The sequence below is a fragment of the Streptomyces sp. NPDC032126 genome (assembly GCF_055580085.1).
The window spans coordinates 1,738,468-1,753,194 of record NZ_JBVIMA010000001.1 but is presented as its reverse complement, the minus strand read 5'-3'; the positions used below and the strand labels follow the sequence as shown (position 1 = coordinate 1,753,194).

General features: G+C 70.5%; 12 protein-coding genes and 1 pseudogene. 9 read left to right on the top strand and 4 right to left on the bottom strand.

The window, feature by feature from the left end:
- Positions 1–60 precede the first annotated feature (60 nt).
- The 3 genes from ACZ5NW_RS07420 to ACZ5NW_RS07410 all read right to left on the bottom strand — a co-directional run bounded on the left by ACZ5NW_RS07420 (position 61) and on the right by ACZ5NW_RS07410 (position 6,021).
- Positions 61–1,107 carry a M4 family metallopeptidase gene (locus tag ACZ5NW_RS07420; protein ID WP_468742754.1) on the bottom strand — a complete coding sequence of 349 codons (1,047 nt, stop codon included), beginning with the start codon at positions 1,105–1,107 and terminating at the stop codon, positions 61–63.
- A gap of 143 nt (positions 1,108–1,250) precedes the next feature.
- Positions 1,251–5,129, bottom strand: coding sequence for a tetratricopeptide repeat protein (locus tag ACZ5NW_RS07415; protein ID WP_468742753.1), 3,879 nt, complete (start codon positions 5,127–5,129; stop codon positions 1,251–1,253).
- Positions 5,130–5,280: 151 nt separating this feature from the next.
- Positions 5,281–6,021 (bottom strand): VOC family protein, encoded by a 741-nt coding sequence (locus ACZ5NW_RS07410; protein ID WP_468742752.1) that lies wholly within the window; start codon positions 6,019–6,021, stop codon positions 5,281–5,283.
- Between the two features lie 256 nt (positions 6,022–6,277).
- Between ACZ5NW_RS07410 and ACZ5NW_RS07405 the strand changes: the two genes are divergently transcribed.
- The 6 genes and pseudogenes from ACZ5NW_RS07405 (at position 6,278) to ACZ5NW_RS07380 (ending at position 10,254) form a co-directional block, all read left to right on the top strand.
- On the top strand, positions 6,278–7,129 hold the full coding sequence (locus ACZ5NW_RS07405; protein WP_468742751.1) for a fumarylacetoacetate hydrolase family protein: 852 nt from the start codon (positions 6,278–6,280) through the stop codon (positions 7,127–7,129).
- A 21-nt stretch (positions 7,130–7,150) separates the two neighbouring features.
- Positions 7,151–7,402: pseudogene (locus ACZ5NW_RS07400) on the top strand (fuconate dehydratase); the annotation flags it as partial.
- Positions 7,399–8,172: an SDR family NAD(P)-dependent oxidoreductase gene (locus ACZ5NW_RS07395; protein WP_468742750.1), complete on the top strand. Its 774-nt coding sequence runs from the start codon at positions 7,399–7,401 to the stop codon at positions 8,170–8,172. The pseudogene ACZ5NW_RS07400 and the gene ACZ5NW_RS07395, both read left to right, overlap by 4 nt.
- Positions 8,169–9,197 carry an aldo/keto reductase gene (locus tag ACZ5NW_RS07390; RefSeq protein ID WP_468742749.1) on the top strand — a complete coding sequence of 343 codons (1,029 nt, stop codon included), beginning with the start codon at positions 8,169–8,171 and terminating at the stop codon, positions 9,195–9,197. Before ACZ5NW_RS07395 ends, ACZ5NW_RS07390 begins: the two co-directional genes overlap by 4 nt.
- A gap of 124 nt (positions 9,198–9,321) precedes the next feature.
- Positions 9,322–9,735 carry a hypothetical protein gene (locus ACZ5NW_RS07385; RefSeq protein WP_468742748.1) on the top strand — a complete coding sequence of 138 codons (414 nt, stop codon included), beginning with the start codon at positions 9,322–9,324 and terminating at the stop codon, positions 9,733–9,735.
- Positions 9,736–9,819: 84 nt separating this feature from the next.
- Positions 9,820–10,254, top strand: coding sequence for a VOC family protein (locus ACZ5NW_RS07380; protein WP_468742747.1), 435 nt, complete (start codon positions 9,820–9,822; stop codon positions 10,252–10,254).
- A 60-nt stretch (positions 10,255–10,314) separates the two neighbouring features.
- Here ACZ5NW_RS07380 and ACZ5NW_RS07375 read toward each other — a convergent pair whose 3' ends face one another.
- Positions 10,315–11,112 carry a FadR/GntR family transcriptional regulator gene (locus tag ACZ5NW_RS07375; protein WP_468742746.1) on the bottom strand — a complete coding sequence of 266 codons (798 nt, stop codon included), beginning with the start codon at positions 11,110–11,112 and terminating at the stop codon, positions 10,315–10,317.
- 375 nt (positions 11,113–11,487) lie between these two features.
- On the opposite strand from ACZ5NW_RS07375, the gene ACZ5NW_RS07370 reads away from it, so the two are divergent.
- The 3 genes from ACZ5NW_RS07370 to ACZ5NW_RS07360 all read left to right on the top strand — a co-directional run bounded on the left by ACZ5NW_RS07370 (position 11,488) and on the right by ACZ5NW_RS07360 (position 14,727).
- Positions 11,488–12,849 carry an ABC transporter substrate-binding protein gene (locus ACZ5NW_RS07370; protein WP_468742745.1) on the top strand — a complete coding sequence of 454 codons (1,362 nt, stop codon included), beginning with the start codon at positions 11,488–11,490 and terminating at the stop codon, positions 12,847–12,849.
- The gene (locus ACZ5NW_RS07365; RefSeq protein ID WP_468742744.1) at positions 12,846–13,760 is read left to right on the top strand and encodes a carbohydrate ABC transporter permease; all 915 of its coding nucleotides are present in this window, start codon (positions 12,846–12,848) and stop codon (positions 13,758–13,760) included. Before ACZ5NW_RS07370 ends, ACZ5NW_RS07365 begins: the two co-directional genes overlap by 4 nt.
- Before the next feature lie 112 nt (positions 13,761–13,872).
- Positions 13,873–14,727, top strand: a complete 855-nt coding sequence (locus tag ACZ5NW_RS07360) for a carbohydrate ABC transporter permease (protein WP_468742743.1) — start codon at positions 13,873–13,875, stop codon at positions 14,725–14,727.

Genomic DNA, 14,727 nt, shown 5'->3' with positions numbered 1-14,727 from the left:
CAGGACGCGCACGGCGATGTCCCGGAGACGGCGGTCCGGCCGCCTCCGGGACGGCATGGGTCAGGCGACGCCGGGGATCCCCCGGGCCTGGAACGCGGTGCGGACCGCGTCCGCCGCGGCCTTGCCGTACATCTTCTGCGCCGTCGCGACCGTGGTGGTCGCGGCGGCCGCGAAGCTGGTGTCGGGCGCGAAGCCGAACTGGGCGTTGACGATGATCCGGTCGGCGACGCGCGCGCCGAGGGCGGTGCGGATGTCGAACAGCGCGCGGGACCAGATCTCGCCGTCCGCGTGGACCTCACCGACCCGGTCCGCGTACGTCTTGTCGGAGTCGATCCGGCGCAGGCAGTGCGGGGCCTGGCTGTACGTGACGGAGTCCCAGTCGGCGACGCAGGCGACGTCCGTCTTCAGCGGCCAGCCGTACCGGGCGGCGGCGTGCCGGCCGACGGCGACGGCCAGGTAGTCGCCGAAGGCCTCGCCGATGGAGCCGGCCTCCAAGGAGCTGCCGAACCCGGGCACCTGGGCGTTGTGCACGGCGTGGCCGTACTCGTGCACGACGACCTCGGCGTCCTCGGCGTCGTCCACGCCGCCCTTGCCGAAGCGGATCTCGTCCTTCTTGTCGGTGAAGAAGGAGTTGTCGGCACCCCACTGGTTGATCCGGACCGGCTGCACGCGGTCGTTGGCGCCGGGCAGCTCGCTGCCGAAGCCCAGGCTCTGGAGGTACTCCTGCGCCTCGTTGACCCAGAAGTACGCCATGACCTGCTCGAACTGGTCGTCGTGCCGGTCGTACGAGGTGGCGTCGGCGAGGCGTGCCGAGGCGCCGGTGTCGGAGCGGACCGAGACCCAGCGGCCGGAGAGCCCGCCGCTGCCGTCCAGGTTGCGCAACGTGACGGTGGCGTAGGCGCCGGCGGGGACCGCGGCGGCGGCGTCCTTGTCGTCGGTGAGACTCTGGTCGCCCGAGGACTGGACGGGGTTGACCATGAAGACCCGCGCCTGCGGGCCGGACGCGGCCGGGACGGTTCCCGTGGCGGAGGCCGAGCCGGCCGTGACGATCAGGGACACGGTGGCGGTGGCCGCGGCGAGCAGACCGCGGGGTGTGCGGCGAGCCATGTACATCCTCCGTTGGGGATGGCGTGGAAGCGGTGGCGCGGGGGGTGGGCGTGATCTTCGCGCATCAACGCCGCTTTGGCCAGGTCCATGGCAAACCCGACGCCTCCCTGGCGTCCGGACGCCGCGCACAGCAGGGCGCGGCCTCATACGTCGCGGCTGCCCGACCCCCCTTGGCCGAGCGGGTCGGCGCACAGGTACTCCCGCACCGGGGCGGGCAGTTGTCGTCCGGTCACCTCTGGCCAGGTCCGGGCGACGTGGTCCACGCCCAGGTCCCGGGCCAGCCGCCTGAGATGTTCGGGTCCCGTGCCGGTGAGGGGATGCGGTACCTGGTCGAAGAGCGCCACGCATCTGATCGTCCAGCTCAGGGCCTCCGCCGGCCGTCCCCGCTCCTCGGCGAGGAGTCCGAGCTGTGCGTAGGCGATGGCCAGACCGGGACGGTCATCGAGGGATTCCCTGACGGCGAGGGTCTTGCGGTACCAGTCCTCGGCCCGGTCCAGCTCTCCGCGGTCCTGAGCCAGGATGCCGAGCTGGTGACAGCTGTCGGCGAGGCCGCGGCGGTTGTCGAGGGACCGCTGCAGGTCGAGGGCCTTGTGGTACCAGCGCTCGGCGTGGTCCAGGTCTCCCCGGTCCTGATCCACCAGGCCGAGATGGTGATAGGTGGTGGCCTGGCCGTGGCGGTCGCCGAGTTCCTCATAGAGGGAGAGGGATTGGCGGTACCACTCCTCGGCCACGTCCGGCTCCCCTCGTAGCCGAGCGGCGACCGCCAGGCCCTGGAAGGTGTTGGCGAGTCCGGGGCGGTCGTCGACCGCCTTCTGGAGCGCGAGGGCCTTGTGGTACCAGTCCTCCGCCTGGTCCAGGTCACGTCGCATCCGGGCGACGATCCCGAGACCGTAGTAGCACTGGGCGCTGTCCGTACGGTTGTCGAGCTGGGTGCTGAGAGTGAGGGATCGGTGGTACCACTCCTCGGCCTTGTCCAGGTCGCCGCGGTCCTGCGTCACACGGGCGAGCTGGTGGCAGGTGCCGGCCACGCCGTGGTCGTCGCCGAGAGTCTTCTGGAGGGCGAGGGCCTTGTGGTACCAGTCCTCCGCCTCGTCCAGGTCGCTCCGCTTCCGGGCGACGTTGCCGAGATTGCGGTAGGCGGCGGAGAGATCCCCTTGCACCGTGGGTGTCGCCGGCTGCTGTTCCAGGACGCGGAGAACCGCGCGGAAGGCGCGTTCGGCCTGCTCCAGACGACCGGCCTCGGCCAGATGAATGCCGTCGGCGCCGGTCAGGAACAGCCACAGCGCGGCGGCGGGGTCGGAAGGGAGAGAAGCGGTCTCCTCGGGTGGATCCAGGACGGCCAGGGCCCGATCCAGCCATGCCCTGGTCTCCACGGCCCGCCCTCGCGCGTCCCAGTACATGATCAGCAGCGACAGGATGCCCATGGCGCTGAACCACAGCCGCTGTTCCAGGGCGTAGTTGAGCAGATCGCCCAACGTGTGGCGCATGTGGTCGGTGACGGCAAGGGCGAACTCGGCGTCCCGCCCCTTGCTCATCTGTTGGGCCAGCACGAGGCAGAAGGCGGCATGTGCTTCCAGCAGGGCGTGACGTGTCGCGGTGGCGTCCGCCCCGGGCGCGAGGTAGGCGGGCAGAGCGGGGTGGATGCGGTACCAGCCCGCCCCGAGAGGGGTGAGCAGACCGACGCCCGCCGCCCGGTCCAGCACCGCCGCCCATCGCTCGGCGGTCCGGTTCCGGTACTGCTGGGGCACCCCCCGCATCGCGGAGAACGCCGCCAGCACCCAACTGCTGGTCACACCGTGGATCTGCCCGAGTGCGCCGAGCGCCTTCTGGTCGTCCGGGTCCAGATGAGTGAACGAGTAGGCGACGCAGGCGGACAAGGAGCCGGTCCGGCCGCCGTCCCCGGCACCGCCGCTCGGCAACGGAGCCGTTCCGCGCAGCCCGGCCAGCAGCTTCTGCGCGCTGGTGGTCTGCAGGTGCGGCAGGGTCAGCCGCATGCTCAGCGGATGCCCGTCCAGCCACTGCATCAGCTCCGCGAACGCCACGGACTCACGGCGCCGGCGGGCATTCGGATAGGGCGCGAGGAGCTGGTCGGCGTATTCGTTGGCCTCCTCGGGCTCCAGCCCGCCCACCGCCACCCGGGCCACCGCGTCCGGTCCGCCGAGCCAGTCCTCGGTGGTGCGGCTGGTGATCACCACGGCACTGAGCCCCTCGGCCGCGATGCGGTGCAGGAACCGAAGGAATTCGGTGCGCTCCGCCTTATCCAGGGGCGGGGTGGCCTGGTGGGGGTCGGGCATGGTGTGCACGGACTCGAAGTTGTCCCAGATCAGCAGCAGCCGGTGGTCGGCCAGGAGTCGCTCGACCCGGGACCGGCCCTCGTCGCGGTCGAGCGCGGCGAAGCGGTCGCCCCACACGCGCTGTCCGATGGCGTCGATCACCGTGTCGAGGCCGAAGGAGACCAGGCCGGGCTCGAAGGAATACCAGATCACCAGGGACGGGTCGTCCACCGCGCCGGTGTCGCGGTACCAGCGCCCGAACGCCTTGGCCAGCTCGGTCTTGCCCGTCCCCCCGGGGCCGTGCAGCACCACCACCCGCTGCTGCCGGGCGGCGACGTCCAGCAGGTACAACGGCGCGTCCCGGCCGACGAACTCCCCCACCCCGGCGGGCAGTCCGTCATCGGCCGCCGCTGCCACCTCCCCCACCCCGGTCGGCAGGCCGTCACCGCCGGCCGCTGCCACCTTCCGCCGCCGGTCCGCATCGGCCGCGCCTCGACGCATGTGGTCCAGCAGGTCTCCGACCGGTTCCCGGTTGCCGCGTTCGGTGTGCAGGCCGGGGAACCGCACGTCCCCGCGTGCGTACAGCACGGGGACCATCCAGTCGGCCAGCGGCAGCGGTCCCTTGCTGGAGGGCCGCCGGTCCGCCCTCGCCAAGCGGTGACGGCCGGCTGCCACCGCCTCGGCCAGTCGGTCACCGGCGAACAGCCGCTCGTAGAAGGCGGTCATGAACTCGGCCGCCGCCACCGTGTACACGCGGTAGGCCATGGCGACCACGGCGGCCGTGCCCTCCTGCAGCAGACGGGTCGCCACCGCGGCCTCCACCCGTGAACCGACCGTGGCCGACCGGCAGGCGTTGAGCACCACCACCGGTACCCGGGCCGTGGCCAGCACGCGCGCCACCCGTCCGGCCTCCACCCAGTCAGTGCCGCCCGCGGGACCCTCGAAGGCCAGCATCCCCTGCGGGCCGTCCCCGTACGAGCCGGTCCGCTCCCAGCCGAGGCCGCCCGCTGGGCCGGCGGGCCGGCTGAAGTCGCCATGACCGTCGAAGTGCACGATCTGGAACGGCTCGCCCGCCTCCTGCGCCGTGCGCAGCACGTCCTCCAGGTTCTCCAGGGTGGGCGGGCGCAGCACCACCAGCTCCACCCGCCCGCGGACCGCCTCCAGCCGTCGCAGCAGCGGGCGGGCGATCATCCGGTAGCTCACATCCGCGGTGCCCTGCGGCCGTGAAATCACCATCAGCACCCGCAGCCGGGACCCGTCCACCCCGAACACCTGCCGCAGATCGGCAGCGGGCAGGCTGCGGGTGATCGCGGCCCCGTCCAGGACGAGCGGCGTCGGCCGGGCCGGATCGGCCATCAACTCCCAAGGCAGGCCCAGCAGATCCGCCGATGCCGAGCGCACCACGATCTCCACCGGGCCCCCGCCCCGGGCCTCCGCCCGTGCCCGCGCCCGCACCCACGCCTCACGGGCCGCACCGGAGGGAAAGGCCGCGTCGAAGATCTGCGCACCCCACGCGGGCAGCCGCGCCGCCGTCTGCGGGCCGCGCTCGCCGTACACCCCCGACGGCACCCGCAGATACTCCTCCAGATACCAGCGCAGCTCCGCCAGTTCGGCGTCCGTCAACGGCCATGTCAGGGGCACGGGACCACCCACCGTGCTGGGGTACTCGTCGGACGGGCAGCTCTGCAGCGACACCTGGCCATCCGGTAACAGGTCCACCAGCAACCGTTCCGTCGGACGTTCCGCCATATCCGCCCCTCACGTCGGTGGACGCCCCCGCCACCGTGACGCCCGCGCCGCCAACAAGTCCTGTGCGCCTACGTGATGGGCCTTACCCAGAGGACGCGCCTCCAGACGTGACGCCGGGCCTCGTCAAGGTCGCCGTCACGCATACGGGGTGTCAGGACGGGGCGAGGACGCAGAACTCGTGGCCCTCCGGGTCGGTCAGGCACGTCCAGGGGACGTCACCCTGGCCGATGTCGAGGTCGGTGGCGCCGAGGGCCCGCATCCGGGCCACTTCCTCGGCCTTGTCGTCACCGGGGTAGGGCAGCAGGTCGAGATGGACGCGGTCCGGCACCGTCTTCCCGTCGGGCGTGCGGAGGAACTCCAGATACGGGCCGACACCCTTGGCGGAGCGCAGCCGCGCGTGATCGTCGGTCACCTCGTGCAGGGTCCAGTCCAGCGCCTCGTCCCAGAACCGGGCCATGGCCCGCGGGTCCACGCAGTCGACCACCACCGCGGCGACCGGTCCGGTGTCCCGGTAGATCTCCCGGGGTTCCAGTACGCAGAACTCGTTGCCCTCGGGATCGGCGAGGACCGTCCACGGCACCTCGCCCTGGCCCACGTCGACCGGCGTCGCGCCGAGCGCCCGCAGGCGGGCGACCAACTCCGTCCGATGGGCCGCGGAGGTCGTGGCGAGATCGAGGTGCACACGGTTCTTCGTCGCCGTCTTGGGTTCGGGGACGGGAACGACGTCGATACCGACCATGACCGGGTCCGGCCACACGAGACCGCCGGCGGGGCCTACGTAGGTGGTCACGCCGGGACGGTAGGCACTCCAGCCGAGCGCCTCCGCCCAGAACCGGCCGACCGCCGAGGAATCGACCGCCTTGATGTTCACCTGAACAGGTCGCAGCGCCATGCCCGTCATCTTATGCACCCACGAACGACGTGGATACGGCCGTTCATCCGATGTATCCACGACGCCGAGACGTTACGGCGTCGTCGTGGCGTTGGCGTGACATGCATGGTTGGGCAAATACACCCGATGAATCCATTGTCAGCGGCGACATCCGCATCCTAAGGTCGCAGTGCGCCATACCTCCGATGACTGCGCCTGACAGTCGACCTGGCCACCACCTCTCGGATCAACCCCGCGCGCCAAGGGAGCTTGCCCAGTGAAACTGCTACGAGTCGGAGCCCAGGGACAGGAGCGGCCCGCCGTCCGCACCGACGACGGCCGGCTGCTGGACCTGTCCTCCGTGACTCACGACGTCGACGGGGCCTTCCTCGCTTCCGAGGGAGTCGAGCGAGCCCGCGCGGCCGTCATGGCGGGAGAGCTGCCCGAGCTGGACGCGGACGGTCTGCGGATCGGCGCGCCCCTCGCGCGCCCCGGCAAGATCGTCTGCATCGGCCTGAACTACCGCGACCACGCGGCCGAGACCGGCCTTGCGATCCCCGAGCGCCCGGTGGTGTTCATGAAGGACCCGAGCACGGTCGTCGGCCCGTACGACCAGGTCCTGATTCCCCGTCACTCGGCGAAGACCGACTGGGAGGTCGAGCTCGCGGTCGTCATCGGCCGCCGGGCCCGCTACCTGGACGGCCCCGAGGCCGCGCGGGGCGTGATCGCGGGGTATGCGATCAGCCATGACGTCTCCGAGCGGGAGTTCCAGCTGGAGTACTCGTCGCAGTGGGACCTCGGCAAGTCCTGTGAGACCTTCAACCCCCTCGGCCCCTGGCTGGTCACCGCCGACGAGATCGCCGATCCCCAGGACCTCGGCCTGCACCTGAGCGTCAACGGCGTGAAGCGGCAGGACGGCCACACCAGCGACATGATCTTCACGGTGGACCACATCGTGTCGTACCTGAGCCAGTACATGGTTCTGGAGCCGGGCGACGTGATCAACACCGGTACCCCTGCGGGCGTGGCTCTGGGTCTTCCCGGCACCCCCTTCCTGCGCCCCGGCGACACGGTCGAACTCTCCGTCGACGGCCTCGGCAGCCAGCGCCAGACTTTCACCCAAGCGTGAAAGGCAGCACGACCGTGACGGCAACTGGTGCAGCACCTGTCGATGTTCGACTACCTGGCGCTGTCCGGTACGACCGAGAACCGTGTGCTCGAGTTCGTCGACCATCTCCATGAGCGCTTCACCACGCCGGTGGTGATGCGCGACGGCCACTACACCGCGCCGCTCGCCCCCGGCTTCTCCGCCACCATGAAGGAAGACTCCATCACCGCATACCGCTACCCGCACGGCACGTTCTGGGTGGCCGACCGCGCCGCACAGGGTGGGACCGCATGACCGATCTCTCAGGACTCCGAGCCGTCGTCACCGGCGGCGCCTCCGGCATCGGGCTCGCCACGGCCCGCGCACTGGCGCAACGCGGCGCGGCGGTCGCCGTGTTCGACCTCGATCCGGACCAACTCCCCGCACCGCTGCTCGGCATCACCGCCGACGTCACGGACGACGCCTCGGTGCGCGCCGCCGTGGAACAGGCCGCCCATCGGCTCGGTGGCCTGGACATCCTCGTGAACAACGCGGGCATCGGCGCCATCGGCACCGTAGAGGACAACTCGGACGAGGACTGGCACCGCGTTCTGGACGTCAACGTCGTCGGCATGGTCCGCACCACCCGCGCCGCCCTGCCCCATCTGCGGCGCGCTGCCATGGCCCGTCCGGGCACTGCGGCGGTCGTCAACACCTGCTCGATCGGCGCCACCGCGGGCCTGCCGCAGCGCGCCCTGTACTGCGCCAGCAAGGGCGCCGTTCTCTCCCTGACGCTCGCCATGGCCGCCGACCACGTCCGCGAGGGCATCCGCGTCAACTGCGTCAACCCCGGCACCGCCGACACCCCGTGGGTCTCCCGACTCCTCGACGCCGCGGACGACCCCGAGGCCGAGCGCGCCGCCCTCAACGCCCGCCAGCCCATGGGGCGCCTGGTCACCGCCGACGAGGTCGCCGCGGCCATCGTCTACCTCGCGAGTCCGGCCGCCGCGTCCGTCACCGGCACCGCGCTCGCCGTGGACGGCGGCATGCAGGGACTGCGGCTGCGCCCGGTGGACCCGTCATGAGGGCCACCACGCTGGGCGGCAGCGCGGTAGCGGTCTCGGAGCTGGCGCTGGGCTGTGCCGCCCTCGGCAACCTCTACCACCCGGTCTCCGACGAGGCCGCCCACGCCACGGTGGACGCGGCCTGGGACGCCGGCATCCGCACCTTCGACACCGCACCCCACTACGGTCTCGGCCTGTCCGAGCGGCGGCTCGGCGCGGCACTGCGCGACCGCCCCCGGGACACGTACACCGTGTCCACCAAGGTGGGCCGGCTACTCGTGCCACATCCGCAGGGCGACGCCGGTGACGACCTCGCCCAGGGCTTCGCCGTCCCGGCCACCCACCGCCGCGTCTGGGACTTCAGCGCCGACGGGGTCCTGCGCTCCCTGGAGGCGAGCCTGGACCGCCTCGGCCTCGACCGCGTCGACGTGGCCCTCCTGCACGACCCGGACGACCACGCCGACCAGGCGTTGCGCGAGGCGTACCCGGCGCTGGAGCGGCTGCGCGCCGAAGGCGTGATCGGGGCGATCGGCGTCGGGATGAACCAGACCGCGCTGCCCGCCCGGTTCCTGCGCGAGACCGACATCGACGTGGTCCTGCTCGCCGGCCGCTACACCCTCCTGGACCACGACGGGCTGACCGAACTGCTCCCGGAGGCGGCCGCCCGCGGGCGTAGCGTCATCATCGGCGGCGTGTTCAATTCGGGGCTGCTCACCGCGCCCCGGCCCGGCGCCACCTACGACTACGCACCTGTTCAGCAGCCGGTGCTCGACCGGGCGCTGCGGCTGCAGGCGGTCGCCGAACGCCACGGCGTGCCGCTGCGGGCCGCCGCGCTGCGCTTCCCCTTCGGCCACCCCGCGGTGGCGAGCGTCCTGACCGGCGCACGGTCGCCGCAGGAGGTGCACGACACCGTGGAGCAGCTGCGACGCCCCATCCCCCGCGCCCTGTGGAACGAGCTGCGCACCGAGGGCCTGCTCGACGTGGACACCCCCGTTCCGCCGACTACGTCGACCGGGCCGGCCGCATCGCCGAAGGAGCCGTCATGAGGGTGGCCCTGCGGCGCCTGCGCATCGACCTGCCCGCCCCGCCCCGGAAGTCACTGCGCGCCTGGTGGCGCCGTACGAGAACACCCACGCGAGAAGACGGCCGTACAGCGGCGGGAGGGAAGCGATGACGACGAACGACCGCGAGCGGGTCCTGAGCGCGGGCCGGGGAACGCTGTCCGGTGTTCCCGGCTCCGAGCGTCCCGATGACCGGCCACCTGCGCACGGTCGCCGCGCCGACCACGCGGTGGACGACATCGTCGGGCTGTTCGCCGAGCGTGCCGCCGAGTACCGCGCCACGGTCGTCCGGGTTCCGGCGTCCGATGCCGGGGCCGCCATCGTTCGCGCGCGCTCGCCCTTACCGGAGCACGGTCCCTCCCCGACGCTGCTCCCGGACCAGCACATCTGCCTGGTCCGAGCCGATCAGATCGCACCCGACGTGCCCGAGGCGCTCCCCCGCCTCGACCCGTCCCGGCCGCTGACACTGATCTCGGACCCCTCGGCGACGAGCGACCTGGCCGCGCCGCAAAGCCGGCCTTGAACGGACGCGAGCCGCGCTCCGTCAGCGCCCTGCCCATCGGGCGCCACACGGCATGGCGGTGGTCAGCCTCGTAGCCTCGATGTCATGAAGCTCGTGCGTAACGTGATCGTATTCGACGCGGCCGATCTGCCTGCCGAGAGCGCGTTCTGGGCCGGGATCTTCGGCGGGCACGTCGTAGAGGACGAGGCATGGCACAGCGTTGTCGACGCCGATGGGCAGTGGCGGATCGGCGTACAGCTGGCACCCGACCACGTTCCTCCTGAGTGGCCGCACGGAGTCCCTCAACAAGTGCATCTCGACCTGCACGTCGAGGACCCACGAGCCGCGCACGAAGAGGCGATCGCCCTCGGTGCCCGCCTGCTCCAGCCGGCTCCTGACCTGGACAGCGAGGAAGGCCATCAGGTGTACGCCGATCCGGCCGGACACCCGTTCTGCATCGGCTGGGGGCACCCGTCCCAAGAGGCGCTCGCCGCATTCGTCGCCGACAGGTTCCAGCGAAAGAACCACGCTCGCGGGTAGGGCTTCTTTCTACGCCTCGGCAGCCCCGCGACCAGCGGCGGCCTGGGAACCGAACCCGAGCTATCCGAACAGGCGCCGCTGGATCTCCCGCCGGTAGTCCTCCAGCGTTCTGTCGAGATGGGCCGCCGTGGCCTCGGCCGCCTCATCGGGCCGGCCGTCCCGAATGGCCCGGTAGATCACCTCATGCTCCACGACGGCGGACTCGGTGCCTTCACCGAGGTGGTCATGGATCCCGATCGCGCTGGACTGCCGCTGAAGGCGTCGCGCGTCACGCACCGCGCTGACGAGGAAGGCATTGTGCGAGGCCGCGGCCACGGCCCCGTGGAAGTCCTCGTCCGCCTGGTTGAACTCCTCGACCTGACCGTGGACGAAGCCGTGCCGGCACCGCTGCATGGCCACCTCGATGGTCCGCAGCTCGGCGGGCGTGGCACGGGTGGCGGCCAGACTGCTCGCGGCCATCTCCTGAACCCTGCGGAACTCGAACAGCATGAACACGTGATCGAGGTCGACCGGGCGGAAGAAGCCGCCCCAGCGGCTGGTGACGAGCATGCCCTCGTCGTCCGCGACGAACAGTCCGCGCCCTTTGTGTGCCCGGACCCGGCCGAGCGCCGAAAGGATCTTCACGGCCTCCCGTACCACGGCCCTGCTGGTGTTCAGCCTCTGGGCCAGGTCGTTCTCCGTGGGCAGCCGGTCACCCGGCACCAGACGCGACTCGGCGATGAACTCGAGAATCCGCTCCGCCACGACCTCGTAGCCGGGCCGGTACTCGGGCCGCGCGTCCGCGCCGTTCACCGTCGCTGCCGCAGCGGGAGGGGCCTGCGGCGGCGAGGCGGCTTCGGTCGCGGGTGTGTCGTTCATCTGTCCTGCCTTCGGGATGACTGCTGCGAGGGCGGTTGATCGATGTGGAGCCGTGCTCATCGTACCCCAACTCCATAATGAGTCGTACTCATCCTGCGAAGGGCTCTACCGCAGAGTTGCGGTACGAATACACCGCATACGCGACATGTAGGGCTCTATCTCATGCCGGTACGGGGTACCAGCCGTAGATCGCAAGGAAAAGGGCTGCTCACACCCTTGACGGATCCCTTGATAAGGCGCCTAATTTTTTCCGCGACGGCAAGCGGCACGGCCGTCCGCGGTCCCCGACGCCCGACCGGTACGGCCCGGCGTCGCCCAACCACGCGCCACCTACCCGCCTGCTCGTGGCGCCCTGTGAAACCAGTGGAGTCGCACATGACCGTCAACAAGCCTTCGACCGGCCAGGAGAGAGCGTCCAGCAAGAGGCGTGCGACGTTGCTGGCCGGCTGCGCGGCCACCGTGTTGCTGACCGTGACGGCCTGTGGTGGCGGCGCCACGGGTACGACGAACAAGGACGGCTTCGCCCAGGTGCCGCAGAAGGACGGCGCGCTGACCGTCTGGGTGGACGCCACCCGCGTGGCGGCCGCGAAGCTGTACCAGAAGCAGCACCCGGACGTGAAGCTGAACATCGTCACCTACGACGGCGACGCCAACGGCTCCAACTACCTCCAGACCAAGGTCCAGCTGTTCAACCGCACCGGCAAGGGCTGGCCGGATGTCGTCTTCAGTTCCCAGAACAACGAGGCTTCCTGGGCGGTCGACCAGAACTTCGCCGCTCCGCTCAACAAGGGCCTGTTCCCGCAGGCGACCCTGGGGCAGTTCGCCCAGGGCGCCAACGACGTCTGCACCGTCAACGGCACCCTCTACTGCCTGCGCAACGACCTCTCCCAGGCCGTGCTCTGGTACAACGCGCCGCTGCTGAAGCAGTTCGGCTACACGGTGCCGACGACGTGGGAGGAGTACCAGGCGCTCGGCGAGAAGGTGGCCAAGGAGCACCCCGGCTACCTGGTGGGCGACGCGGGCGACTCCTTCACCCCCGAGATCTACCTGTGGGCGAGCAAGTGCGGCGCCAACCACATCACCGGCCCGAAGGCTGTGTCCGTGAACACCAGCAGCGAGGCCTGCACCAAGATGGCCAAGCTGATGGACGTACTGATCCAGAACAAGTCCATGTCCATCACCGGGGTGTTCAGCACCGACTTCGGCAAGAACAAGGCCAACAAGGTCCTGCTCATGCCGGGCCCCGCCTGGTACGGCGGCGCGCTGTTCGAGGGCACCTTCAAGACGCCGGCCAAGCAGATCGCGGCCGCGCCCATCCCGCAGTGGAAGGGCGAGACCGCGCCGTCCACCGGCAACGTCGGCGGCGGCACCTGGCTGCTGTCCCAGCACTCCCCGCACATCAAGGCGGCCACCGACTTCCTGAAGTGGGTCACCACCGACAACGCCTACCAGGGCGAGAAGGCGCCGGGCTTCCCCGCCTACGCTCCGGCCGCCGAGGTCTGGCTGAAGGGGCAGAACGCCTCCGGCTACTACGCCAGTGACCTCAGCGCCCTCAAGGACGCCTCCTCCCAGGTCTGGAACGGCTGGGGCTCGGGCCAGTTCAGCCAGGAGGCCATCTGGGCCGCCACCGTCAAGCCCGGCCTGACCCAGGGCAAGAGCGTCGTCTCGATGCTGCCCGCCTGGCAGGACTCCATCGTCAAGTACGCCAAGTCCAACGGATACAAGGTCTCCCAGTGACCCCCACCCACGCCCCGGCCGGCTCCGCCACCCGGCGCCCTCGCGGCACCGCACGGCAGAGCCGGGCCGGTATGGTCTTCGTCGCCGCCTACGTGGTCCTGCTGGTCGCCTTCGGCGTCCTTCCGACCGCCTACGCGATCTACTTCGCCTTCACCGAGGCCGGGGGCAAATTCACCGGCTTCGGCAACTTCGTCACCACGGCACAGGACTTCCGCTTCGCGGACGCCGTGGGCCACGTCGCCGTCTACCTCGCCTTCTGGCTGCTGTCCCTGGTGGTGTTCGTGGTGGCCCTGGCGCTGCTGCTGCACCGCCTGACCTCGGCTCCCGCCAGCAAGGCGCTGCGTTTCCTCTACTACATCCCGGGAGCGCTCGCCGGCGCCGCGAGCGTGCTGGTGTGGCTGTTCATGCTCGACCCGACGGTCAGCCCCGTCAGTTCCCTGCTGGACGCGCTGGGCTTCGACACGTTCGGCGAGGTGATCGCGCCGGGCAACCTGCCCGTGCTGTTCACGATCATCGCGTTCTGGACCGGCGCGGGCGGGTGGATCGTCGTCATGTACGGGGCGCTCAACAACATCCCCAGTGATGTCATGGAGGCCGCGCGCATCGACGGCGCGGGCGCCTGGCAGACCGCCTGGCACATACAGATCCCCATGCTGCGCAAGTGGATCGTGTACATGGTGATCCTGGCGTTCGCGGGCGGCGCCCAGCTCTTCGTGGAGCCGCAGCTGCTGTCCCTCGCCAGCGTGGGGGTGGCCGGACGCGACTACTCGCTCAACCAGCTGACGTTCGACTTCGCCTTCCAGATGAACAACATCAACGGCGCCGCCGCGGTCTCGGTGGAGCTCCTGGTCGTCAGCGTGTCGGCCGCCGCAGTATTCGTCGCACGGTCGGGGTTCTTCGATGCCGAATAAGTCCTCTGCCCTCCCGGTCGCCGCCACCCGACGTGCGGAAGGGGAATCACGCGGCACGAGCCGCACGCACCACCCGGCTCCGGAGCGGCGGCGCCCCCGTCCCCAGCGGCGCGTGGCGTCCCGGCTGCTGACCGGCACCGTACTGGCCGTGTTCGCGGTGTTCTTCGTCCTGCCGGTGCTCTGGCTCGTCCTCGCGGCGACCAAGACCGACCAGCAACTGGTCCACGGCAACCCGCTCTCCTTCGGCTCCTGGCACGCGCTGAAAGCCAACTGGCACGCGCTCACGGCGTTCCAGGACGACGCCGTCATGCAGTGGCTGGGCAACTCGGCCCTCTACGCGGTGATCTCGCTGGTCATCACGCTCGCCGTCGCCGTACCCGCGGGATACGCGCTGGCGATGACCGAGTTCCGCGGCCGGCACACCCTGCTGATCGCGACCCTGGTCGTGATGCTCATGCCGAACGCCACCCTGGTGGTGCCGCTGTTCCTGGAGATCAACGCGGTGCATCTGATCGGCACCATGTGGTCGATCATCCTGCCGTACTCGTTCTACCCGTTCGGCGTGTATCTGACGTACATCTACTTCACCACCGCCGTCCCCAAGGACCTGCTGGCGGCGGCACGGATCGACGGCTGCTCGGAGTTCCGCGTCTTCTGGCACGTCGCGCTGCCGCTGGCGACGCCGGTCATCGCGCTCGTGGGCTTCTTCAGCTTCGTCGCCAACTGGACCAACTACTTCCTGCCGTACGTCATGCTCCCCGAGAGCGACCAGATGCCCATCCAGGTGGGCGTCGGCACCCTGCTCAGCAACGTGCCGTCCTTCAACCCGGCCGTCGGCGACCTGGCGATCGAGCGCCCGCAGCTGGCTCTGGCGACGCTCGTGGCGATCACGCCCGTGCTGATCGTCTTCCTCTTCGCCCAGCGCTTCCTGGTCAGCGGGATGCTCGCCGGCGCCACGAAGGAATGA

Coding starts and splice junctions, on each gene's coding strand:
- ACZ5NW_RS07420 (WP_468742754.1), bottom strand. CDS start 1,107: ATGGCTCGCCGCACACCCCGCGGTCTGCTCGCCGCGGCCACCGCCACC.
- ACZ5NW_RS07415 (WP_468742753.1), bottom strand. CDS start 5,129: ATGGCGGAACGTCCGACGGAACGGTTGCTGGTGGACCTGTTACCGGAT.
- ACZ5NW_RS07410 (WP_468742752.1), bottom strand. CDS start 6,021: ATGGCGCTGCGACCTGTTCAGGTGAACATCAAGGCGGTCGATTCCTCG.
- ACZ5NW_RS07395 (WP_468742750.1), top strand. CDS start 7,399: ATGACCGATCTCTCAGGACTCCGAGCCGTCGTCACCGGCGGCGCCTCC.
- ACZ5NW_RS07390 (WP_468742749.1), top strand. CDS start 8,169: ATGAGGGCCACCACGCTGGGCGGCAGCGCGGTAGCGGTCTCGGAGCTG.
- ACZ5NW_RS07385 (WP_468742748.1), top strand. CDS start 9,322: ATGACGACGAACGACCGCGAGCGGGTCCTGAGCGCGGGCCGGGGAACG.
- ACZ5NW_RS07380 (WP_468742747.1), top strand. CDS start 9,820: ATGAAGCTCGTGCGTAACGTGATCGTATTCGACGCGGCCGATCTGCCT.
- ACZ5NW_RS07375 (WP_468742746.1), bottom strand. CDS start 11,112: ATGAACGACACACCCGCGACCGAAGCCGCCTCGCCGCCGCAGGCCCCT.
- ACZ5NW_RS07370 (WP_468742745.1), top strand. CDS start 11,488: ATGACCGTCAACAAGCCTTCGACCGGCCAGGAGAGAGCGTCCAGCAAG.